Source organism: Streptomyces liliiviolaceus, from assembly GCF_018070025.1.
Lineage (GTDB): Bacteria > Actinomycetota > Actinomycetes > Streptomycetales > Streptomycetaceae > Streptomyces > Streptomyces liliiviolaceus.
Genome location: NZ_JAGPYQ010000001.1, coordinates 211,412 through 233,720, shown reverse-complemented (window position 1 = coordinate 233,720; position 22,309 = coordinate 211,412). Strand labels below are relative to the sequence as shown.

The 22,309-nt window shown below is 69.3% G+C and carries 19 protein-coding genes; 9 read left to right on the top strand and 10 right to left on the bottom strand.

The features are described 5' to 3' along the window. Positions 1 to 45: 45 nt before the first annotated feature. Positions 46 to 1,887, bottom strand: a complete 1,842-nt coding sequence (locus J8N05_RS00995) for a phosphoenolpyruvate carboxykinase (GTP) (protein WP_210880604.1) — start codon at positions 1,885 to 1,887, stop codon at positions 46 to 48. Between the two features lie 343 nt (positions 1,888 to 2,230). Here J8N05_RS00995 and trhA point away from each other — a divergent pair, with 343 nt between their 5' ends. The 3 genes from trhA to J8N05_RS00980 all read left to right on the top strand — a co-directional run bounded on the left by trhA (position 2,231) and on the right by J8N05_RS00980 (position 4,471). After that, positions 2,231 to 2,944, top strand: coding sequence for a PAQR family membrane homeostasis protein TrhA (gene trhA, locus J8N05_RS00990; protein WP_210880603.1), 714 nt, complete (start codon positions 2,231 to 2,233; stop codon positions 2,942 to 2,944). A 97-nt stretch (positions 2,945 to 3,041) separates the two neighbouring features. After that, positions 3,042 to 3,707 carry a TetR/AcrR family transcriptional regulator gene (locus J8N05_RS00985; RefSeq protein ID WP_247706095.1) on the top strand — a complete coding sequence of 222 codons (666 nt, stop codon included), beginning with the start codon at positions 3,042 to 3,044 and terminating at the stop codon, positions 3,705 to 3,707. Positions 3,708 to 3,742: 35 nt separating this feature from the next. Further along, entirely contained in the window at positions 3,743 to 4,471 is a 729-nt protein-coding gene (locus J8N05_RS00980; RefSeq protein ID WP_210880601.1) for a Mut7-C ubiquitin/RNAse domain-containing protein, read from the top strand. 15 nt (positions 4,472 to 4,486) lie between these two features. Here J8N05_RS00980 and J8N05_RS00975 read toward each other — a convergent pair whose 3' ends face one another. The 6 genes from J8N05_RS00975 to J8N05_RS00950 all read right to left on the bottom strand — a co-directional run bounded on the left by J8N05_RS00975 (position 4,487) and on the right by J8N05_RS00950 (position 11,477). Further along, positions 4,487 to 5,113: a hypothetical protein gene (locus J8N05_RS00975; protein WP_247706094.1), complete on the bottom strand. Its 627-nt coding sequence runs from the start codon at positions 5,111 to 5,113 to the stop codon at positions 4,487 to 4,489. Next, positions 5,100 to 6,776: a substrate-binding and vWA domain-containing protein gene (locus J8N05_RS00970; protein ID WP_210880600.1), complete on the bottom strand. Its 1,677-nt coding sequence runs from the start codon at positions 6,774 to 6,776 to the stop codon at positions 5,100 to 5,102. Before J8N05_RS00970 ends, J8N05_RS00975 begins: the two co-directional genes overlap by 14 nt. Then, a complete protein-coding gene (locus tag J8N05_RS00965) occupies positions 6,773 to 7,963 on the bottom strand; it encodes a toxic anion resistance protein (RefSeq protein ID WP_210880599.1) in 1,191 nt (396 codons plus the stop codon). Before J8N05_RS00965 ends, J8N05_RS00970 begins: the two co-directional genes overlap by 4 nt. Positions 7,964 to 7,975: 12 nt before the next feature. After that, positions 7,976 to 9,052, bottom strand: a complete 1,077-nt coding sequence (locus J8N05_RS00960; RefSeq protein ID WP_210880598.1) for a hypothetical protein — start codon at positions 9,050 to 9,052, stop codon at positions 7,976 to 7,978. A 669-nt stretch (positions 9,053 to 9,721) separates the two neighbouring features. Continuing rightward, the gene (locus J8N05_RS00955; protein ID WP_210880597.1) at positions 9,722 to 10,156 is read right to left on the bottom strand and encodes an SCO4983 family protein; all 435 of its coding nucleotides are present in this window, start codon (positions 10,154 to 10,156) and stop codon (positions 9,722 to 9,724) included. Between the two features lie 109 nt (positions 10,157 to 10,265). Further along, positions 10,266 to 11,477 (bottom strand): pyridoxal phosphate-dependent aminotransferase, encoded by a 1,212-nt coding sequence (locus tag J8N05_RS00950; protein ID WP_210880596.1) that lies wholly within the window; start codon positions 11,475 to 11,477, stop codon positions 10,266 to 10,268. 448 nt (positions 11,478 to 11,925) lie between these two features. Between J8N05_RS00950 and J8N05_RS00945 the strand changes: the two genes are divergently transcribed. Continuing rightward, positions 11,926 to 12,777, top strand: coding sequence for a S1 family peptidase (locus tag J8N05_RS00945; RefSeq protein WP_210880595.1), 852 nt, complete (start codon positions 11,926 to 11,928; stop codon positions 12,775 to 12,777). Between the two features lie 24 nt (positions 12,778 to 12,801). On the opposite strand, the gene J8N05_RS00940 is transcribed toward J8N05_RS00945, so the two are convergent. Beyond that, a complete protein-coding gene (locus J8N05_RS00940; RefSeq protein WP_210880594.1) occupies positions 12,802 to 14,436 on the bottom strand; it encodes an N-acyl-D-amino-acid deacylase family protein in 1,635 nt (544 codons plus the stop codon). 9 nt (positions 14,437 to 14,445) lie between these two features. Further along, complete coding sequence (locus tag J8N05_RS00935; RefSeq protein ID WP_210880593.1) at positions 14,446 to 15,744, bottom strand: amino acid deaminase; 1,299 nt, start codon at positions 15,742 to 15,744, stop codon at positions 14,446 to 14,448. A gap of 222 nt (positions 15,745 to 15,966) precedes the next feature. Here J8N05_RS00935 and J8N05_RS00930 point away from each other — a divergent pair, with 222 nt between their 5' ends. The 5 genes from J8N05_RS00930 to J8N05_RS00910 all read left to right on the top strand — a co-directional run bounded on the left by J8N05_RS00930 (position 15,967) and on the right by J8N05_RS00910 (position 20,710). Further along, positions 15,967 to 17,139 (top strand): sugar kinase, encoded by a 1,173-nt coding sequence (locus tag J8N05_RS00930; RefSeq protein WP_210889935.1) that lies wholly within the window; start codon positions 15,967 to 15,969, stop codon positions 17,137 to 17,139. Then, positions 17,136 to 17,900, top strand: coding sequence for an IclR family transcriptional regulator (locus tag J8N05_RS00925; RefSeq protein ID WP_210880592.1), 765 nt, complete (start codon positions 17,136 to 17,138; stop codon positions 17,898 to 17,900). The genes J8N05_RS00930 and J8N05_RS00925 overlap by 4 nt, the downstream gene beginning before the upstream one ends. Then, on the top strand, positions 17,897 to 18,310 hold the full coding sequence (locus tag J8N05_RS00920) for a RidA family protein (protein ID WP_210880591.1): 414 nt from the start codon (positions 17,897 to 17,899) through the stop codon (positions 18,308 to 18,310). Before J8N05_RS00925 ends, J8N05_RS00920 begins: the two co-directional genes overlap by 4 nt. A 154-nt stretch (positions 18,311 to 18,464) precedes the next feature. Continuing rightward, entirely contained in the window at positions 18,465 to 20,024 is a 1,560-nt protein-coding gene (locus J8N05_RS00915) for a GntP family permease (protein WP_210880590.1), read from the top strand. A 185-nt stretch (positions 20,025 to 20,209) separates the two neighbouring features. Further along, positions 20,210 to 20,710 carry a P-loop NTPase family protein gene (locus J8N05_RS00910; protein ID WP_247706092.1) on the top strand — a complete coding sequence of 167 codons (501 nt, stop codon included), beginning with the start codon at positions 20,210 to 20,212 and terminating at the stop codon, positions 20,708 to 20,710. A gap of 110 nt (positions 20,711 to 20,820) precedes the next feature. Here J8N05_RS00910 and J8N05_RS00905 read toward each other — a convergent pair whose 3' ends face one another. Further along, positions 20,821 to 22,158 carry a M14 family metallopeptidase gene (locus J8N05_RS00905; protein ID WP_210880589.1) on the bottom strand — a complete coding sequence of 446 codons (1,338 nt, stop codon included), beginning with the start codon at positions 22,156 to 22,158 and terminating at the stop codon, positions 20,821 to 20,823. Between the last annotated feature and the right edge of the window lie 151 nt (positions 22,159 to 22,309).

The following is a 22,309-nucleotide window of genomic DNA, read 5'->3' as shown; positions in this document are numbered from 1 at the left end:
TTGCAGCCCGTCCGGCGCTTGAGGACAAAGGACGAACGACGGGCCTCAGCCCAGCCGCTTCACCAGCGCCCGGTACTCGTCCCACAGTTCAACCGGCGTGTGCTCACCGAACGTGTTCAGATGCTCCGGCACCAGCGCCGCCTCCTCACGCCAGACCTCCTTGTCGACCGTGAGCAGGAAGTCGAGGTCGGACTCGGAGAGTTCGAGACCCTCCGTGTCGAGCGCGCCCTTCGCCGGCAACACACCGATCGGCGTCTCGACGCCCTCGGCCCGCCCGTCGAGCCGGTCCACGATCCACTTCAGGACCCGGCTGTTCTCGCCGAAGCCGGGCCACACGAACTTGCCCGCGTCGTTCTTGCGGAACCAGTTGACGTAGTAGATCTTCGGGAGCTTCGCCTGGTCCTTGCCCTTGGCGACATCGACCCAGTGGCCCATGTAGTCGCCCATGTTGTAGCCGCAGAACGGCAGCATCGCGAACGGGTCGCGGCGCAGCTCACCGACCTTGCCCTCGGCGGCGGCGGTCTTCTCGGAGGCCACGTTCGCCCCGAGGAAGACACCGTGGTTCCAGTCGAAGGACTCGGTGACCAGCGGCACGGCCGTGGCCCGGCGGCCACCGAAGAGGATCGCCGAGATCGGCACGCCCCGCGGGTCCTCCCACTCGGGCGCGATGATCGGGCACTGCGCGGCGGGCACGGTGAACCGGGCGTTCGGGTGGGCGGCCGGGACGCCGGACTCGGGCGTCCAGTCGTTGCCCTTCCAGTCCGTGAGGTGGGCCGGAGTCTCCTCCGTCATGCCCTCCCACCAGATGTCGTTGTCGTCGGTCAGGGCGACGTTGGTGAAGACGGAGTTGCCCCAGAGCGTCTTCATCGCGTTGGCGTTGGTGTGCTCACCGGTGCCGGGCGCGACACCGAAGAAACCGGCCTCGGGGTTGATCGCGTACAGCCGCCCGTCCTCGCCGAAGCGCATCCACGCGATGTCGTCGCCGATGGTCTCGACGGTCCAGCCGCGGACCGTCGGCTCCAGCATCGCGAGGTTCGTCTTGCCGCAGGCGCTCGGGAACGCGGCGGCGACGTACTTCGACTCCCCCTGCGGCGGCGTGAGTTTCAGGATGAGCATGTGCTCGGCGAGCCAGCCCTCGTCCCGGGCCATGACGGAGGCGATACGCAGCGCGTAGCACTTCTTGCCGAGCAGCGCGTTGCCGCCGTACCCGGAGCCGTACGACCAGATCTCGCGGGTCTCCGGGAAGTGGGAGATGTACTTCGTGGAGTTGCACGGCCACGCGACGTCCGCCTCGCCCTCCTCCAGCGGCGCCCCGAGCGTGTGCACAGCACGCACGAAGAAACCGTCGGAGCCGAGCTCGTCCAGGACCGGCTGGCCCATCCGGGTCATGGTGCGCATGGACACGGCGACGTACGCCGAGTCGGTGATCTCGACGCCGATGGCGGAGAGGTCGGAACCGAGCGGGCCCATGCAGAACGGCACCACGTACATCGTCCGGCCGCGCATCGAGCCGCGGAAGATCCCCCCGTTGCCCTCCTTGCCCTGGAAGACCTCCCGCATCTCGGCGGGGTCCTTCCAGTGGTTGGTCGGGCCGGCGTCCGCCTCGTCCTCGGAGCAGATGTACGTCCGGTCCTCGACCCGGGCGACATCGGTCGGGTCGGAGGCGGCGTAGTAGGAGTTCGGGCGCTTGATCGGGTCGAGCTTCTTGAAGGTGCCCTTGCGGACGAGCTCCTCGCTCAGTCGCTCGTATTCGGCCTCTGAGCCGTCACACCAGACCACACTGTCCGGCTGCGTCAGTTCGGCGATCTCGTTGACCCACGAGATCAGTTCCTGATGGTGGGTGGGGACGGTGTCGGAAGAAGAGGGAGCCGCGATGTCGCGCGCCACGATCGCTCCTAGATGAGGGGTTTTTGTTTTTTGTGCCCCGTGGGGGCTGCGACCCGGATGCTTCACGTAACCGATACTCACTGATCGTGACCGATCGTCACGGATTTTTACCGACCCTTATCGATCTTTTCGGTGGATATCGATCTTCCTGGCGCTCATCCGGTGCCGACCGCACTCATTTGATCATCCGACGGGTCCGCGCATATGTCCAGAGGGCCTCACACCTGAGCAGCGTGAGCATCACCACTCGCCGCCGGACACCCGCGTGAGACGCTGGCCACTTGGCGCACTTCTGACGGTCGGCTGATACGTAACTTACGGTTCCGTAGGTACGATGGATCGCATGACTGCGCCCAGCCCCGACGCCTCAGCGGAATCGCCGGTCGTCGACCGTGTCGCCGAAGCGCTCTCCCTGCCGCACCCCGTCAAACCAAGACTGCGCGGCTGGCTGCACGCCGGAATGTTCCCGGCGGTCCTCGTCTCCGGACTGGTCCTGACGACCCTCGCCGGCTCGACCCGGGCCCGTGCGGCCTGCGCGATCTTCGTCCTGACGGCCTGCCTGCTGTTCGGGGTCAGCGCGATCTACCACCGCGGCACCTGGAGCCCGCGCATGGACGGCGTGCTGCGCAGACTCGACCACGCGAACATCTTCCTGATCATCGCGGGCTCGTACACACCGCTGACGATGCTGCTGCTCCCGGAGAGCAAGGGGAAATGGCTCCTGTGGGGCATCTGGATCGCGGCGCTCGCGGGCATCGCCTTCCGGGTCTTCTGGATCGGCGCCCCACGCTGGCTCTACACCCCCTGTTACATCGCGATGGGCTGGGCCGCCGTCTTCTTCCTCCCCGACTTCATGCGGGCCGGCGGCATCGCCGTCCTGGTCCTGGTGATCGTGGGCGGGCTCCTCTACAGCGCCGGCGGAGTGATCTACGCACTCAAGCGCCCCAACCCGTCACCGCGCTGGTTCGGCTTCCACGAGGTCTTCCACTCGTTCACGCTCGCGGCGTTCATCGCGCACTACATCGGTATCTCGATGGTGGCCTACCAGTACGGATAGCCACGGAGGCTCTCCCCGGCGGCGGCCCTCCCGGCCAGGACACGGCACCGGCTCCGGACATGGCACGGGCCCGAGCCGATGCCCGACAATGACCGCCATGACGGCCGCACGTACTCCGCCTCCCGCCACCGCCACCGCCGCCCGACCCGGGCCAGGACTCCGTGAGCGCAAGAAGATCAGGACACGCACGGCCATCCGTGCCGCGACGTACGACCTGATCCGCGAGCAGGGGTACGACGCGACGACGATCGAGCAGATCGCCGAGCGGGCCGAGGTGTCGCCGTCCACGGTCCTTCGCTACTTTCCGGCCAAGGAGGACATCGTCCTCACGGACGAGTACGCCCCGCTCCTGGTGGCGGAGCTGCGCGCCCGCCCGGCCGACGAACCGTGGCTCGACTCCCTCCGGCACGTGTGCAGGACAGGCCTCGCCCTCGGAGCCCCTGCCTCGGAAGAATCGGAGGCAGCGGAAGAGGAGGAGGCGACCCGGCTGCGCACCAGGCTGATGGTCGAGGTGCCCGCCGTGCGCACCCGGATGACGGAGAACATGGCCGGCACCGGTCGGCTGCTCTGCCAGGTCATCGGCGAGCGCACCGGCCGGGCACCGGACGGCTTCGAGGTGCGCGTCGCCGCGATGTCCCTGGTGGGCGCTCTGACGGAGGCGTCCCTGTACTGGGCCGAGCACGGGCACGAGGACGACCTCGGCGCCCTCGTCGACCGGGCCCTGGACATCCTGGAACAAGGGCTCGCTCCGGGAAAACCCTGAGGCCACGGCCCCGCCCCGCATGTCATCCTGACCCGGTGAACGGACCGGAGATCCACGTCGAATTCGCCCCCGGACTGCGGGTGTTCGTCCCGCACGGACGCCGGTCGGGGGCCACGTCCGTCGCCACCGACGGCTCCTCCACGCTGGGCCATGTCGTCGAGTCGCTCGGCGTCCCGCTGACCGAGGTCGGGGAACTCGTGGTGAACGGCCGCCCGGTGACCGTCTCCCATCTGCCCGTGCCGGCCGACTCCGTCGAGGTGCGTGCGGTCGAGCGCCCCCAGCCGGTGCCGGGGGCCCCGCTGCGATTCCTGCTCGACGTCCACCTGGGCACGCTGGCGCGCAGGCTGCGACTGCTCGGCGTCGACGCGGCGTACGAGTCGCTGGACATCGGCGACCCCGCGCTCGCGGCGAGATCCGCGGCCGAACGACGAGTGATGCTCAGCCGGGACCGGGGCCTGCTGCGCCGCCGCGAGCTGTGGGCGGGGGCGTTCGTCTACAGCACCCGACCGGACGAACAACTACGGGACGTCCTCGGCCGTTTCGCCCCCGACCTGCACCCCTGGACCCGCTGCACCGCGTGCAACGGACTGCTCACGGAGGCCTCGAAGGACGAGGTCGCCGAGCAACTCCGAGGCGGCACGCGACGGTCGTACGACGTGTTCGCGAAGTGCGCGGGGTGCGGGCGGGCGTACTGGCGGGGCGCACACCACGAGCAGCTGCAGGCGATCGTGGACCGGGCGCTCACGGAGTTCGGCCCCGACTGAGCCCCCTTCTCCCGACTACGCCCGGTCCTCCAGATAACGGGTGTGGGACTCCTGCCGCCGGGCCTCCGTCTCGCGCAGACCGGCGGCCAGGGCCTCCGCCTCCTCGTGCAGCAGCGTGAGCTGTCGCTCAAGATGCCGCTCGGGCGCCTCCGTACCGGGCGCCAGCCGCACCCACCACCGCGTCCGTACGAACGTGTCGACGGCCTCCGGCACATCCGTCCGCACGGCCCGCGACAGGGCGTGCACCCCCTCCGGGTCCTGCGTGAGGATCTCCGCGACCCACCCGGGATCGAGCAGCGCCGCCAGCAGCTCGGTCAGCTCGGTGAGCCGCCCGGCGGCGGCGGGCGGCAGCTCGACGTCCGCGAGGTAGGCCCGCAGCTTCCCGAAGTCGGCCCGGATCTCGTCCAACTGCGCGGACGGATCGGGGAAGTCCGGCAGCGGCGGCCGCTCCGGCGGGGCGATCAGCGCGCCCGCCCCGTACAGACCCACGACGACGACGGGCCAGTACGCCCCCGCGACCCCCGCGAAGGTCAGCCCGAGACCGGCGATCCCGCAGGCGCTCCCGGTGAGGTTCTTACGGGACTCCAGATAGCCGAGGATCCTGTTGGCCTTATGGGCCCTGTCAGCCTTATTGGTAGCCACGGATCTCCTTGAAGGCGCCGTCCAGGGAGCCCTGCTGCGCGTCGAAGAGACGGCCGCCGGTCAGCTCGGCGATGTGTTCCAGCTCGCCGCGGTCGGAGTCGCCGAACAGGATCGGGAAGACGGGAATCCGCCGCTCGTCCGCGGACAGCCGCCCGTAGAACGCGTCGAACTCCGCCGGGCTCGCGCCCTTCGTGTTCTCGCCGTCCGTCATCAGCACGACCGACGTGAACGTGTCACCGTCGGCCCCCAACTGCTCGTACGCCTTCTGCAGCGACGTATAGATCGCGGTGTCGCCCTCCGCGGTGAGCGCCCGCGTGTCACGGCGGATGCCGTCGAGCCCCGCGCGCGGGTCCTCGGGCCGCACCACATGCGTGCGTACGCTCTTGACGGCCGAGCCGAACGGCATCAGCGTCACCTCCTCGCGTTCGCGGAAGTCGCCGGTGAGGTCGGTGAGCGCCTTCTTCAGCCGCCCGAGCCGCCCGTCCTCACCCATCGAGCCCGAGGTGTCCAGCACGTACACGGTCCGCGAGGGCCGGCGCAGCTTGTTCTCGTACGAGTCGAGGAGCCCGTCGGCGACGGAACGGCTGCCCGGGAACGGCAGTTCGCGCCGCCGGGTGGTGTCGAGCCCCGCGGCGGGCCGCACGGAGGGCACGACGGGTCGGCGCAGCGTCCGCTCGGTGATCAGCCGCTGGGTCGCCGGGGTACGCAGGGCCTCGGTGAGCCGCCTGACGTCCTCCCGGACCTCCTGACCCGTGTTCGTGAGCGAGGAGAGCGGATAGTCGGCGGTGACGACGCCGTCCCGCGGCCGGATCACCGTCAGGTCCTTCCTCGACTTCAGCACCGACTCGTAGTTGAGCAGCGCGTCCACGTCACCGCGCCGGTCGTACGCCTGCGCCAGCCAGCCCGACGACCCGGACGTCAGCTTCTGCCCCTTGAAGAACTCCGCCAGCCGGGGCGTGGCCTCCTGCACGTCGGCGTCCGTCAGCGCGGACTGGGCGTCGGACAGGCCCGAGGCCACGGACACGAGGGTGGAGAAGCCCGAGTTCGAGCGGGACGGGTCGGTCATGCCGTAGGTCAGGCCGCCGTCGTGCACCGCCTTCTCGATGTCGGCCCAGGTGACGTCCTCGGGCTTCCACTCCAGCTTCCGTACGGTGGCGGCCTTCACGCCGATGGCCAGCGGGCTGGACATCACCGGGGTCTGGGACACGACCTGCCGTGCGGCGGCGGGGGTGAGGCGGAGGTAGTCGTTCGAGGACAGCCAGACGGCGTCGTACGCGCCCTTCGCCCTGCCCTTCGCCAGGAGGTCGACGGCGTCGAGCGTGCCGATGTAGGTGGGCTCGACCTTGATGCCGGTGTCTTTGTGGACCTGGTCCAGGACGGGCTTCATGTCGATGAGTTCGCTTGATGCGAGTATGCGGAGGGTTCCTGGGGCCTGTTCCTTGGCAGGGTCGGCCCCCTCTGCGGCTGTGCATCCGGCCGTCACCAATACCAGCGCGATGGCGGCCGCGGCCCGGTGGGTGGTCCGTGCCCACCCGTTCCGCCCTGCGGAACGCCTGCCCACAGACCACGGGGACGGGTGCGTGTCCGCGGACCACCTGGGTGGGGACGGGTGCGGACGCCTGGCCGCGGGCCCGCGGGGTGCAGGAGTGCGAGGGTCTCTCATGTGAGGTGGCCTCCGTCCAGGGCGCCCTGTGCGCGGCTGCGTTCCAAGTACGCCGTGGCGTGCTGGAGTTCCGAGGTGAGGGACTCCACCGTCGCCGCCATCGTCTCCGTGGCCTGGGCCTTGTACGTGTCGATGGTGTCGAGGGTCTGGTAGATCTGCTGGAAGGCCGAGCGGAGCGTTTCCGCTCCCACGGCCGGGTCGGCGGCGATGCGCTGGATCTCGCCGCTCTGGGTGGCGAGCATCTCCGCGTTGCCGCGGATGAGGTCCTCCGTCGTGCCGCGCAGCGCGTTGACCTGCTCGACGACCTTGCGCTGGTTGTCGAGGGCCGAGGCGAGCATCACCGAGATGCGCAGCGCGGAGACCGTGGTGGTGGCCGCGCGGTCGACGCCCTTGATCAGCTCCTCGTTGTTGCGCCGGACCACGTCCATCGCCAGATAGCCCTGGGCGCACACCGCGAGCTGGGTGAGCAGGTCCTGGTGCTTCTGCCGTACGGGAAACAGGACGTCGGCGCGCAGCGTGTCCGCCTGGGCGGGATCCTGCGCCTCCACCCCGCCGATGTGGGCCTCGACCGCCGTGTCCAGTGCCTCGGTCAGGACGACGTACTCCTGGAGCTTGCCCATCGAGTCCCAGAGGCGGACGCGTTCGGTCTGCAGGGCGGCGTTGTCGCGCCGCAGTTCGTCCTGGCCGCCGCGCAACGAGCCCACGATTCTGTTCAACGTGCCCTGCGCGGAGGCGTACTTGGCCACATGGTCCCGGAGCTTGTTGCCGCCGGGCAGCCGGGACAGCAGCTTGCGGGCCTTGCCGCCGGGCAGTTCGCGCGGGTCCAGGTCCTCGACGGTGCGCCGGAGTTCGACGAGGGAGGACGAGACACGGGACTGGGCGTCCTCGCCGTTCGCGGGCAGGGCGCGGATCGTGCGCTCCAGCATGCGGTTCGACTGGGCGGCGGCGCCGCGCATCTCACCGGAGCCGAGTGCGACGATCTCGCCGATCTTCCCGGCGAACGCGGGGGAGCGGGCGTCGAGCACGGCGAGCCCGTCGACGTACTCGGCGGCCTTGCGCGCCATGTCCGTACGCACGGACTCGTCGACCGGTACGAGCCCGCCGGCCTTCTCCTTCGGCACGGCGGCGACGGCCTCGGGAGGAGTGAGAGTGAAGGTGTCGTCGTTCGTGTTCGCGTTGTCGCTCACGTGCTGTTCCCCCTAGTCCCGGGCCCGGCGTGCCATCTCGTGCAGCACCTTGGAGGCGGGCACGGGCACCTGCCGGACGCCGGTCAGCGTCTGGTTGAGGTAGGTGGTGTGGGCGTCGGTGGCCGCCGTGAACTCGGCGGCGGCGCCCTGCGGCCGGAACCCGTGCCGTACCGCGAGCCTGCGCAACTCCTTGTCCGTCCCCAGCAGTTCACCGAGGGCGCGTCCCTCCGGCGTGAGGGGGACGACCGTGTGGTCGCTGTTGGCGGTGGTGTCCGGGTAGAGAACGACCAGGTCGTCGACGCCCTGGCCGTCGGCGAGGAGGGCGGCGACCTGGGACTCGTACACGAGGACCAGCGGGTTGCCGACGCCGCTGACGAAGTCGCGGAAGGCCGCGTCCGTGCTGGTCTGCTGGGAGCCCTGGACACTGATCAGCTTGCGCATGAGGGGCGCGGTGCGGCCGACGGCGGCGGCACCGTCGGCGACCCGGCCGCCGTCGGCCACGTAGGAGGCTGCGGCGAGGTACAGGGCGCCGGAGTTCGAACTGGTCGGATCGGTGGAGGAGATGAACAGCGTGCCGCTCAACTCGCCGTGCTTCTCGCTCCCCTTCAGCTGCTGCCAGGTCCGGTCGGCCTCGGCGGCCTTGAGGTAGGCACCCATGTTCAGAGTGCCGTTGCCCTTCTCGCCCAGGGCCGCGAGACCGTTGGCGGCCAGTACCTCGGCGGCGCTGCGGTGCGCCACGACCACGAGGGGCGAGTAGAAGGGGCGCGGCAGGGGCTGCCGTACGTGGTACTTCGAGGCCAGTTCCCCGGCGGGCGCCTGGCTGGAGGGGAACGCGAAGTCGTACCCCTTGAGGTCGAGTCCCTCCATGGCCCAGGACCCGGAGGTCTCCGTCTCCACGGTGTAGCCCCTGGCAGCGAGGGCCTTCACCACATCCGGGTCGGCGAAGAACTCCGCCTTCTCCGACCCGATCACTCCCTGCACGGTCTTCGTTGCCGTGCTGCTGTCCTGGTCTTCGCGGCCCGCTACGACGGCTGCTGCCACTCCGCCGATCAGGAATACCGCCAGGACGATGGCGATGATTCGTCTCACATCCGGAGCGTGCTCCCGGAACTCAACGTTCCTCGTCGCATCGCATGAACACGGGGTGACGACCGCATCCCAGTACGCAACCGGACGCCAGCCTTCCCCTTGAGGCTCGCGCCCTCATCCCCCCTGGTCCTCAAACGCCGGACGGGCTGAAGGAGGTCCCGGCTTCCGACCGCCGGCCCAAGAACTCGGGGCCCAGCCCCCGAACCCCCGGTCCTCAATCGCCGGACGGGCTGAAAGAACCCCCGGACCCCCAGCCCCCAAGCGCCGACCGGACGGGTTGAAAGACGTCAGGGGGCGTGCGAGTCCGGTCTCCCCGCGGGTCAAGGACTCGGGGGCCAGCCCCCGAACCCCCGGTCCTCAATCGCCGGACGGGCTGAATGATCCCCGGACGGGCTGAACGGTTCCCCAGGACAGACGAGCTGAAAGGCCACCGCACAGACGGGGTGAAGGCCGCCTGGGCTGGAGGATTGCAGGGCGCAGCCCTGCCTCTTAGGGGCGCGGGGAACTGCGCGATCAGCCCCCACCTGGCCGCAGGTGACAGGAAACGCTCGCACGCAGTGCGAAAAAGGGTCGCGCCCCAGGGCGCGACCCTTCACCGCACGCATGGCTCCCGGTCCGCACGTCGCTGCGGGTGCGTGCGGACCGGGGCCGATCGGGGGAGCCGGCGGCTCAGCCGACCGTGAGCGCCGGTTCCGCGACGGGAGTGGCGACGGCAGCCGCATGCACATCCATGCGCTGCGCGGCCAGGATCGCCCCCGCCGTATCCGCCCGCGACGCGGCGACGACAAGCGCACGCCCCGCCAGGGCATGCGCCCGCTGATGCAACCCGGCGGACGTCGCCCCGCGGCCGCCGCCGACGACCGCCGCGCGAACGGGCGCACGCCCCCCACGCAGCCGCGTCACCTGCTCGGCCAGCCGTTCCGCGGCGACATCGAGCTCGGCGGAGGCGGACGGTTCGAGCCCGCGGAGCTCGTCCGTGACCGCGAGCAGTGCCGCCAGATGACCGGCGAGCTGGATGTCCAGCTCCTCCTCGCGCGACCGATGGGGAAAGTCGGCGGTGCCGGCCATCGTGTGGACCGACTTGGTGCGAATCGGTTCGTACATGGGAGATGGCCTCCTGTGCTCTGACAGGAAGCCATCCTAGCTTAGATTTCGTCTAAAGTTGAGCAAACTCCGAAAACGCAGCCACCCAACCACGCAGGGTGACCAGGCGTCAGTTCTGTCCGTACCCGTCCAGGAAGTTCCCGATCCGGGTCACCGCGTCCGTCAGGTCCCGGGCGGTCGGCAGGGTGACGACCCGGAAGTGGTCGGGTTCCGGCCAGTTGAAGCCCGTCCCCTGCACGACCATGATCTTCTCCGTGCGCAGCAGGTCCAGCACCATCCGCCGGTCGTCCTTGATCTTGTAGACCTTCGGATCGAGACGCGGGAAGAGATAGAGCGCACCCTTGGGCTTCACGCAGGTCACGCCCGGGATCTGGGTCAGCAGCTTGTGCGCCACGTCCCGCTGCTCGCGCAGCCGCCCACCGGGCAGGACGAGATCGTTGATGGTCTGCCGACCGCTCAGAGCGGCGACGACACCGTGCTGACCGGGCATGTTCGCACAGAGCCGCATGTTGGCGAGGATCGTCAGCCCCTCGATGTACGAGTCGGCGTGCGCGCGCGGCCCGGAGATGGCCATCCACCCCACCCGGTACCCGGCCACGCGGTACGCCTTCGACATCCCGTTGAAGGTGAGGGTGAGCAGGTCGGGGGCCACCTTGGCGGTCGGGGTGTGCACGGCCTCGTCGTACAGGATCTTGTCGTAGATCTCGTCCGAGCAGACCAGCAGGTTGTGGCGGCGGGCGATGTCGGTGAGGCCCCGCAGCATCGCCTCGTCGTAGACCGCGCCCGTCGGGTTGTTCGGGTTGATGATCACGATCGCCTTGGTGCGGTCGGTGACCTTCCGCTCCACGTCGGCGAGATCGGGCATCCAGTCGGACTGCTCGTCGCAGCGGTAGTGGACCGCGGTGCCGCCGGAGAGGGAGACGGCGGCGGTCCACAGGGGGTAGTCCGGCGCGGGTACGAGGACCTCGTCGCCGTCGTCCAGCAGGCCCTGCATCGCCATCACGATCAGCTCGGACACGCCGTTGCCGATGAAGACGTGCTCGACGTCCGTCTCTATGCCGAGGGTCTGGTTGTGCATCACCACGGCGCGGCGGGCCGCGAGCAGGCCCTTCGCATCTCCGTAGCCGTGCGCCGACGAGACGTTGCGGAGGATGTCCTCCAGGATCTCCGGGGGGCACTCGAAGCCGAACGCCGCGGGGTTTCCGGTGTTCAGCTTGAGGATGCGGTGGCCTGCTGCTTCCAGCCGCATCGCCTCCTCAAGGACCGGGCCCCGGATCTCGTAACAGACGTTGGCGAGCTTGGTCGACTGGATCACCTGCATGTTCGTGAGCTTACGGGCGGGTAGGGGGTGTCGCGCCGTGTTTTCCACCACGTGAGACGTCCGTCTTGGGGCGGGTGTGTGCGGGTGCGGGTGCCGGCTGGCGGCTGTGGGGTGGGTGCGGGTCGGTGGGGGCTTGTCGCGCAGTTCCCCGCGCCCCTTGGGGGGTGGGGGCGTCGGTCGGGTTTCGCCTGCGGGTGGGTGGGGGTCGCCCGCGCAGTTCCCCGCGCCCCTGTCGGGGTGCGCCTTTAGGGCGCGCGGGGAACTGCGCGGCCAGCCCCCACCCACCCGCAGACGACACACGCGGGTCACCCCCACGCGGCCCCCACACCCCCGGCGGCTGGAAATGGGTTCTTGTCGGGGTGAGGGCGGGTCATCAGAATGCGCATGACAAAAACGGGAAGTGGTCGGAAGATCTTCGGCCGCTCACGTCACAAGAGGGGACCCCCACATGAAAAAGCCTCTCCTTGCCGCGCTCGGCGCCCTGATGATCACAGGGACCGGCCTGGCAGCACCGGCGGTGGCCGCCACGGAGACGGACACCGCCACCACCGCACCCGCGGCCATCCAGGCCGTCACCTTCGCCGGCACCGTCTCGCTCAGCAACTGCTCCGGCTCCGTCGTGCGCTTCCCCGACTCCGAGGACGACGACCCGGCGCTGGTGATGTCGAACGGCCACTGCCTGGAGACCGGTTTCCCCGCGGCCGGCGAGGTCATCGTCGACCAGGCCTCCACCCGCACCTTCGGCCTGCTGAACTCCGCCGGCACCCGCGTCGCCACCCTGCGCGCCAGCAAGATCACGTACGCCACCATGACCGACACGGACGTCTCGCTCTACCAGCTCACCACCACCTATGGGGCGATCAAGACCTCGTACGGCATCAGCCCACTGACCCTCAACGACACGCACCCGGTCGCCGGCACCGCCATCACGGTGGTCTCCGGCTACTGGAAGCGCACGTACGCCTGCAACGTCGACGGCTTCGCCTACCGCCTCAAGGAAGGTGTCTGGACCTGGAAGGACTCGGTCCGCTACACCTCCGCCTGCCAGACCATCGGCGGCACCTCGGGCTCACCCGTGATCGACAACGCCACCGGCAACGTCGTCGCCGTCAACAACACCGGCAACGAGGACGGCGGTCGCTGCACGGACAACAACCCGTGCGAGGTGGACGAGAACGGCACCGTCACCGTCCGCGCGGGCATCAACTACGGCCAGGAGACCTACCAGATACCCGCCTGCTTCGGCCTGGACAGCAAACTCGACCTGAATGCCAGCGGCTGCACCCTGCCCAAGCCGTAACCGGTCGGCCGACAGGGCGGGCGGTCAGCCAGTGGTACGGCGGACCGCCCGCCCCGCGAGCACATCCGTCCGCCGCCCGTCCTCGATCACGAACCGCCCGTCGATCAGGACATGCGGGATGCCGGTCGGCAGCGTACGAGGCGCGTCGAACGTGGACCCCGCGGCGACCGTCTCCGGGTCGAAGAGCACCAGATCCGCCCGGTACCCCTCCCGCACGAGCCCGCGGTCGGGCAGTCGCAGCCGCGCCGCCGGACGCGAGGTCAGATGGGCGACACACTCCTCCAGGCTCAGCACACCCAACTCCCGCACATATTTCCCGAGGTACTGCGGGAAGGTGCCGTACGCCCGCGGATGCGGCTTGTCACCGCGGAGAATGCCGTCCGAGCCGCCGGTGTGCACGCGGTGCCGCATGATCGTCCGCACGTTCTCCTCGTGCCCCACGTGCTGAAGGATCGTCGACCCGAGATTGTCGTCGAGCAACAGCCGACGCGCGGTCGTCCACGGCGCCTCGCCCCGCGCGTCCGCGGACTCCTGAACGGTCCGCCCCACATAGGACCCGAGTGCCGGATCGGCGACACCCGAAATCTCAATGGTGTTCCACTCGATGGGCACACCATGACACCCGTCAGCCCCCACCACCTCCATATGGTGCCGAATCCGCTCGGCCGCCCCGCCCGCCCCCTCATCCCTCAACCGGCCCAGAATGGCCTCCGGCCCACCCTCACTCGCCCAACTGGGCAGCATCGCCACAAGAGTCGTACAACCAGGCGTGTACGGATACGTATCAAGACTGATGTCCGCCCCACCGTCCAAAGCCTCGTCAAGCAGCGCCAACAGTTCAGGCCCCCTTCCCTTATTGACGCCGAAGTTCATGGTGGCGTGTGCGAGATGGAGTGAGCACCCGGCCTCGCGTGTCAGCTCCACCATCTCCCGGTAGGCGTCCAGGGCGCCGGCGCCGTACGACCGATGGTGCGGGCAGTAGTAGCCGCCGTACTCGGCGACGACCCGGCACAGCTCGGTCAGCTCGGCGTCCTTGGCGTACATGCCGGGGGTGTACGTGAGCCCCGACGACATGCCGACCGCGCCCTCACGCATCCCGTCGGCGACCAACTGCCGCATCCGCCGCAACTCTTCGGGCGTCGCCTCCCGGTCGTCCCAGCCGACGGCGAGCATCCGCACAGCACCCTGAGGAATCAGATAGGCGGCGTTGACAGCGATCCCCTCACCACCGAACCCATGGTCCAGGCGGTCGAGGTATCCCCCCACCGAGCGCCAGCTGAAGTCGATGTCGTCGCCGCTGCCGTTCCAGCCGGTGATCGCGCGGCGCACCTCGGCGAGCGTGCGGTCGTCCACGGGGGCGTACGACAGCCCGTCCTGCCCGATGACCTCCAGGGTGACCCCCTGGGCCACCTTCGCGCTGTGATCGGGATCCCGCAGCAGGGCCAGATCGCTGTGGGCGTGCATGTCGATGAACCCGGGAGCCAACACCAGCCCCTCGGCATCCACCACCCGACGGGCAACGGGCCTCAGACACCCGGCAGCAGCCGCCTCCTGCACCACGGTCGTGATCCTGCCGCCCTCGATCCCCACGTCGGCCCGGAAGGAGGGGCCTCCGCTGCCGTCGACGACGTCCACGTCACGGATGACGAGATCCAGCATGGCGAACTCCTAGAAATAGGTGCGGACGTAGTCGACGACGGTGCCGTCCTGCTCCACCACAGGGATCAACTGCCACTTGTCGAACGAGGTACAGGGATGCGAGAGCCCCATCCCCACCCACTCACCGACCTCCAACGCAGCGCCCTCGTCGGTCCGGATCCACGCGTGCTGATCGGACAGAGAGACAACACGAACACCATCGGCCGGCCGCTCACCCCCCTCCCCCCGCACGACCTGCACGACGGGCAGATCCAGGTCGTAGGCGGCATCGCGCTTGCCGGCGTTGGCGAAGGCCTGCTCGGCCGAGGGCCGGGAGACGACCTGAGCCCAGAGCCGGAAAGCGGGCAGCAGAGCACCCTCCTCAGGAACCCGCACAAAGGGCGTCACTTCCCGGTAATGCCCGTCATCGTGCGAGACATAGGCACCCGATCGCAGCACCTTCAGCGCAGGCAGCGACAGCTCAGGCACCTCGGCAAATACATCGGCCACAGCATCGAACCAGGCGCTGCCACCCGCACTCACCACGATCTCGTCAAGCCCCGCCCCCGCAAAGCGCCCCGCCATGTCGAAGTCCACGACCAGGCCGGTGAGCCGCCGCAGCCAGGCCCGTACCCGCTCGGGGTCGGCGTCCGGCACCTCACCCTCGTACCCCGCGACCCCCACCAGCCGAAGCGTGTCCACACCGGCCACGGCATCGGCGACGACCCGGCACTCGGCCTCGGTCCGCACGCCGGTCCGGGCGCCCTCACCGGCCGCAAGCTCGACGACGACGTCAACGGGCCGTGAGGAGAGCCCCCGCAGCGCGGCATCCATCAACTCGACCCCCCGCACGGAGTCGACGTAACAGACGAACCGGAACGAGGGATCGGCAGTCAGCTGGGCGGCAAGCCACTCAAGCGCGGCCGCATCGACCAACTCATTGGCCAGAAAGACCCGCTGGACACCGAAGGCGCGGGCCACCCGCACCTGATGCGGCACGGCGAGCGTGATGCCCCAGGCCCCGTGCTCGATCTGCCGCCAAAAAAGCTGGGGAGCCATGGACGTCTTGCCGTGCGGAGCGAAAACAAGACCGTGCCGCTCCGCGTACGTCTCCATCAGCCGCAGATTGTGCTCAAGCCGCTCGGCGGACAGGGCGAGCAACGGCGTGGTGAACCCACCGCTGAACAGATTGCGGCGCTCACGGGCCAGCTCGCCGACGGTCAGCCCCTCGGCGTCGGGCGGCAGGCCCTTGAACCGATGGTCGACAGTCTCATCGGCGAGCGAGGCAAGACCTTCCCTGCCACGAGCAGAGACGGAGTCGGCGGCCATAGTGCGAGCCTCCTTCATAGAGGCCATTGCATTCTCCGCAACGGCCATTGCGTATCACGCTTACTGCTGTCTAACATCTCGGCCAACGCCGGGTCAACGGAGCCGCCCAGACCCACGGCAGAGACAGGAGCCCCCACCACCGTGACCGCCACCGGACCGTCCGAACGCGACGACACCCAGCGCCCTCCGGCCGCGGCGGAGGTCGTCACCCTCGGCGAGTCCATGGTCACGTTCCTCCCCTCCCGCCCGGGCCGCCTCGCCGACGTACCGACGTTCGAGCGCGCGATCGGCGGCGCGGAATCCAACGTGGCGTGCGTCCTGGCAGCCGCAGGCCACACCACCAAGTGGGTCAGCAGGGTCGGCGCGGACGGCTTCGGCGACCACCTCCTGGAGACGATCGGGTCCTACGGCGTGGACACCTCCGCCGTGGAACGCGACCCCACCCGCCCCACAGGCATCTACTTCCGCACGGCCGGCGACAGAGCGACAGACGCCCACGAAGTGGCGTACTACCGCGCAGGCTCCGCGGCTTCAGCCATGTCCCCCACCACGGTCGACCTCAAGACCCTCCAAGCGACGGACATCCTCCACCTCTCCGGCATCACGGCAGCCCTCTCCACCACCTGCCTGAGCCTCCTGAAATCCCTAACGGCCCACCCCACCCGCCCAAGCCACCCCACCCGCCCGTTGATCTCCTTCGACGTGAACTACCGACAGGGTCTCTGGCCGGACGCCACCACGGCGGGCGACACCCTCCTCGCCCTGGCCCGAGGCGCGGACCTGGTCTTCGTGGGCGAGGACGAGGCAGAGGAGGCCTGGGGCATCACAGGCGGCCCCACAGCCATCCGAGAGGCACTCCCGGAACCCCGAACCCTGGTGATCAAGAACGGCAGCCAAGGCGCCACGGTCTTCGAGTCGACCCCCTCCACGCACCCGCACGCGCCCACGGACGCGAGGGGGCGTACCGGGGGGTGTTCGCCCGCAGGCGCCGGTGCGTCCACCGCCCTCCCCTCCAAAGCCCCCTCTTCCGCACCGGACCGAGGACGGACACCCCCCGGTACGCCCCCGCCCCGCCCCCCACGCGAGGGCGACACAGTGACAGAGGCCAACGCCCTCAAGGTGGACGTAGTGGCCACAGTGGGAGCAGGAGACGCCTTCGCGGCAGGCTTCCTCTCGGCGACCCTCCGCGGCCTCCCCCCGAAGCACCGCCTCCGCCACGGCCACCTCATGGCCGCGGCAGCCCTCACCACCTCCGGAGACCTGGCCGCACCCCCCTCCCGCGCCCACGCCGACCGCCTCGCCGCCCTGGACGACACGGAGTGGGGGAGACTTCGACTCGCCCCTGGCTGGACGAACACCGCAGACCGGGCCCAGGAGGAGGTACCGACCCCATGAGCCAGACAGTCGACCGAGCGCTGAGCATCCTGCCGCTGCTCGCCGAGGGCCCCGCCGACCTAGGACAGGTCGCCGACCGCCTGGACGTCCACAAGTCCACCGCCCTCCGGCTCCTGCGCACCCTCCACGAACACGGCCTGGTCTACCGCCAGTCCGATCAGCGCTACCGCCTGGGCGCCCGCCTCTTCGCGCTCGCGCAGGAAGCCGTGGAGAACCTGGACGTCCGCGAGATCGCCCACCCCCACCTCGTACGCCTCAACGAAAATATCGGCCACACGGTCCACCTGGCGGTCCACGAGGACGGCGAGGTCCTCTACATCGACAAGGTCGACAGCCGCTACCCGGTCCGCATGTACTCCCGCATCGGCAAACCGGTAGCGATCACCGTGGCCGCCGTGGCGAAGCTCCTCCTCGCGGACCTCCCCGACCCCGAGCGCCGCGCCTTCGCGGAGAAGCTCGACTACCCCATGTACACGGCCCGTTCGACCCCCAGCGCCCCCGCCTTCCTGCGGGAACTGGACAAGGTCGGAGAACAGGGCTGGGCCACCGACCTCGGAGGCCACGAGGAGTCCATCAACTGCGTGGCCGCCCCCATCCGGGGCACCGACGGACGCGTAGTGGCAGCGATGTCCGTCTCGGCCCCGAACGTAGTGGTCACGGCGGACGAACTCCTCACACTGCTCCCCCTGGTCCGCCGCACCGCGGAGGCCATCAGCGCCGAGTACTCAGGCAAGAACCCGACGAAGGAACACAGCTCATGACCGACAAGACCGCCCTCACCCCCAAGACCCACACCACCCCGCCCGCGAAGTTCTCGCACGGCGTCAGGAAGGGCAACATCCTCCAGGTCGCGGGCCAGGTCGGCTTCCTGCCCGCGGTGGAGGGCCAGCCGCCGACCCCCGCGGGACCGACCCTGCGCGAGCAGACGCTCCAGACGCTCGCCAACGTCAAGGCGATCCTCGAAGAGGGCGGCGCCTCCTGGGACGACGCGATGATGATTCGCGTCTACCTCACGGACGTGGACCACTTCGCAGAGATGAACGCGATCTACAACGAGTACTTCGAGGACCAGAAGCTCACCGTACCCCCGGCGGCCCGCACCACGGTCTACGTGGGCCTGCCCGCGGGCCTCCTGATCGAGATCGACGCCTTGGCGGTCCTGACCGCGTAAAACGCCGCCCCACCCCCCACACCCCCCCCGCACGACGTACGGCGATACCCCCTGCCCAAAAACATGCTCCAAACCCCACCCCAAACCCCACCCCAAACCCCACCCCCCGCCCCGGCCCCACCCCACACCCTGCCCCGAAGAAGAGGCCCTCCCCATGACACCGCTCCTCGCAGCAGCCCCACCAGCCCCAGAAACCCCACCCCACACAGGAGGCCTGCTCCTCCTCCTGGACGGCACGGCAGGACTCCTGACCGTCGCGGCCCTGGGCATCGTTCTTCTGCTGGTCCTGATCATCAAGGTCAGACTCCAGCCGTTCGTAGCCCTGCTGGCGGTCTCCATAGCCGTGGGCCTCTCCGCCGGCCTCTCCGTCACGGAACTCTTCGGCACGGTCCAGCGATCGGCGTCCGTCTCGATGATCGAGTCGGGCATGGGCGGCATCCTCGGCCACGTGGCGATCATCATCGGCCTGGGCACGATGCTGGGCGCGATCCTGGAGGTGTCGGGCGGAGCAGAGGCACTCTCCACCCGCCTGCTGAACCTCTTCGGCGAGAAGCGGGCCCCGCTCGCCATGGGCCTGACCGGCCTGATCTTCGGCATCCCGGTCTTCTTCGACGTGGGCATCTTCGTCCTGGCGCCGATCGTCTACGCGGCAGCCAAGCGCTCGGGCAAGTCGATCCTGCTGTACTGCATGCCGCTGCTCGCGGGCCTGTCGATGACGCACGCGTTCCTGCCCCCGCACCCCGGCCCGGTGGCCGCAGCGGGCCTGTTCAAGGTGGACCTCGGCTGGGTCATCCTGATGGGCATCGTCGTGGGCATCCCGGCGGTCCTCGCGGCCTGGGCGTACGCGGCCTGGATCGGCAAGCGCCTCTTCGTCCCCGTACCGCAGGACATGCTGGAGGCGGCGGACGAGGCGAAGGCGGCGGTGGCCGAGGAGCGCGCGGCCCGCCGGGCGGCAGCCCGCTCCACGGGAACACCCGACAACGCGGCCGCAGGCGAAGCGGGAACTGTCGCCACCACCACGACCCCCGACGACTACGCGGAAGAACCGGTCTCCCTCCCCACGGTCTTCCTCATCATCGGCACCCCCCTGCTGCTGATCCTGGCCGCGACGTTCTCCTCGATCGCGCTGGACCCCTCGACCTTCCGCTCGGTCGTCGAGTTCTTCGGCCACCCCTTCGTCGCGCTGACGATCGCGCTGCTGATGGCGTACTACCTGCTGGGCATCAGGCGCGGCTGGTCCCGCAAGTCCCTCGAAACGGTCTCCACGTCATCCCTCAAGCCGGTGGGCAACATCCTGCTGGTGGTGGGCGCGGGCGGGGTCTTCGGCGCGGTTCTCAAGGGCTCGGGCATCGCGGACGCGCTCGCGGACACGTTCAACGACGTGGGCCTGCCGGTCATCGTGCTGGCGTACCTGATCTCGGTCGTCCTGCGCGTCGCCCAGGGTTCGGCAACGGTGGCGATCGTCACCACGGCGGGCATCGTGGTCCCGCTGGTGGAGGGCCAGGACCTGTCCCAGGCGCACCTGGCGCTGATCATCATGGCGATCTCGGCCGGTTCGATCTTCGCCTCGCACGTCAACGACGGCGGCTTCTGGATCGTCGCCAAGTACTTCGGCATCAGCGAACGCGACACCCTCAAGTCGTGGACGGTCCTGGAGACGGTGCTGTCGGTGGCGGGCTTCGCGATGGCGGCGGCACTGAGCGTCTTCATATAACGATGTAGCGGGACGAACCGGAGTCCGACTGTTCCTGACACAGGATCGTCGACCATACTGCCCGCTGTGGAGCAGCGCATAGGACCCAACATCCAGCCCCTGCAAGGTGCCGCGGTCGACCCGGCGGCCGTGCCCGGCATCACGGGCCCGCGCCCCGCCGCGCCCGCAGCCGCGAAGCCGGAGCCGTGGACGCCGTCTCCTCCGGGACGGCGCCCCACGACACGGCGACGAAGGAGGAACAGGAACCCTCCAGCAAGCCCGAGCGAGCCGAGTCCGACGACGCCCCGACCCCGGACGGCACCTCGGCCCCGGACGAGACGCCGGCCCCGGACGAGACGCCGGCCCCCGAGGGGGCCCCGGTCTTCGAGGCCTCCGACCGCCGCGCGAAGATCGTCGCGGACCACAAGGGCGTACGGCTGACCCTGGACGACCAGGAGGCCGAGTTCCGCTGGGACGAGATCGGCGCGGTGGAGACGGAGTCCCCGCGCTTCGGGAAGCGTTTCACCATCACGGTGCACACGCCGGACCGCCGCTGGTACCCCTTGGAGATCGAGGCGAAGTCACGCTCGGACTTCAAACTCTGGGAAACGAGCTTGGACGAGGTCCTCGACACCTACTTCGAGGAAACCGAAGCCGAACCCGAAGCCGACCCCGAAGAATCCAAGACAGCGGAACCCACCCCTTAGGCCCGCGGGGAACTGAGCGCCCAGCCACAACGGACGCCCAGTTCCCCACGACCCGCCCCCGACCCGCCAAGTCAAAGCCGACCGCAGGTCAGGCACGGATCAGGCACGGATCAGCCGCAATACTGCGCTTCCTTGCCGATGGACCGATACATGCAGTCGGAGTTCTCCAGAAGCTGCAGCACCGCGTCCCGGTTCCGCGAGGTCTCCCGTTCGATGACCTCGTCGGGCGGATAGAACCCGCCCCCGCCACTGGACGACGGATACATCTCGAAGGTGTACGAGAAGATCTTGTGGCTGCCCCAGAGGTAGTCGTCGATCGACCCGTCGGTGATGTACAGGTCGCTCGCCTGCTCCGCCGTGTACCCGTTGCTCGCGGCCATCTTCTGCCCGACCGCGGCGAACGCGTTGCGGTCGTCCAGCGTCATCCCGGTCGTGGTGTCCGCGGTGGTGTACCCGAAGGGCCACAGCACCAGCTCGCTGTACGTGTGGAAGTCCACGCCCGCCTTGATCTGCTGAGTGCCGCCGACGACCCGGCTGCGTACGAAGTCGGCGACGACCTTCACCTCGGGCGCGGACTCGGCCGAGGCGCCCCGGTAGGTCTCGGACGAGGTGGACCCGGAGGACCCGCCACAGCACCCCCACCGGTAGTTCCAGTTGCGGTTCAGATCGGTCCCGACGGCCGAACTGCCACTGTTGGGCTGCCGATTCTTCCGCCAGGACCGATACGCGCCGGTGGCGATGTCGTACTCGCCGCCGTCGGGGTTGAGGTCCGGCACGATCCAGATCTCGCGGTTGTTCACCATGTTGGTGACGCGGGAGTCGGACCCGTACCCCGCGCCCAGCTCCCGCAGGAGATACAGCGCCATCTCCACGGTGAGGTGCTCGCGCGCGTGCTGGTGGTGGGTGAACAGCACCTCGGGCTCGGACTCGTCGGTGGCGACGTTGTCGCTGATCTTGATGGCGACGATGTCCCGGCCCTGGTACGACTTCCCGATCACGCGCTTGCTCATGATGCTCGGGTAGGCGGCCAGCCGCTGGTCGATCTCCGTGTTCATCTCGGCGTAGTTGTGATAGCGCGAGTCGGCGGAGGGGAAGTCGAGAACACCGACGTCGGCGGCGCTGGACCGGTCGGGCGCGGCGCCGAGGGAGGTGACCTCGTACCCCAGCCGCCGCAGTTCCTTCGCCTGGGACGCGCGTCCCGAGACGACGACGGTTTCTTCGTCGGCCTCGTCGATGGAGACGCCGGTCCGCGCGATCGCCGTACGGACGGCGGACGTACTGCCGTGCACATGGATCTCGTACTGGCGGATCTCGTCCGTGTCGGAGGCGGGAGCCTTGCCGGGGGCGGCTCCCGCGTCGGTCATGGCGGCGACGGGCGCCGCGAGGGCCAGCGCGAGGAGCGTGGCGAGAGCAGCGGAGCGCCGCCCACGTCTGTCACGAAAACGCATGGATCCTCCTGTTTTCTCCATGGAATCCGGGATCACCGGAAATGTGGGGATTGGAGCGGGGGATGGCTGTGCGGTGTGGCGCTCATCGTGGAGCCATGGCATGTCCGGGTCAAGCTTGGCCCGGAACCCGACACCGGAATCAGGCCGAAAA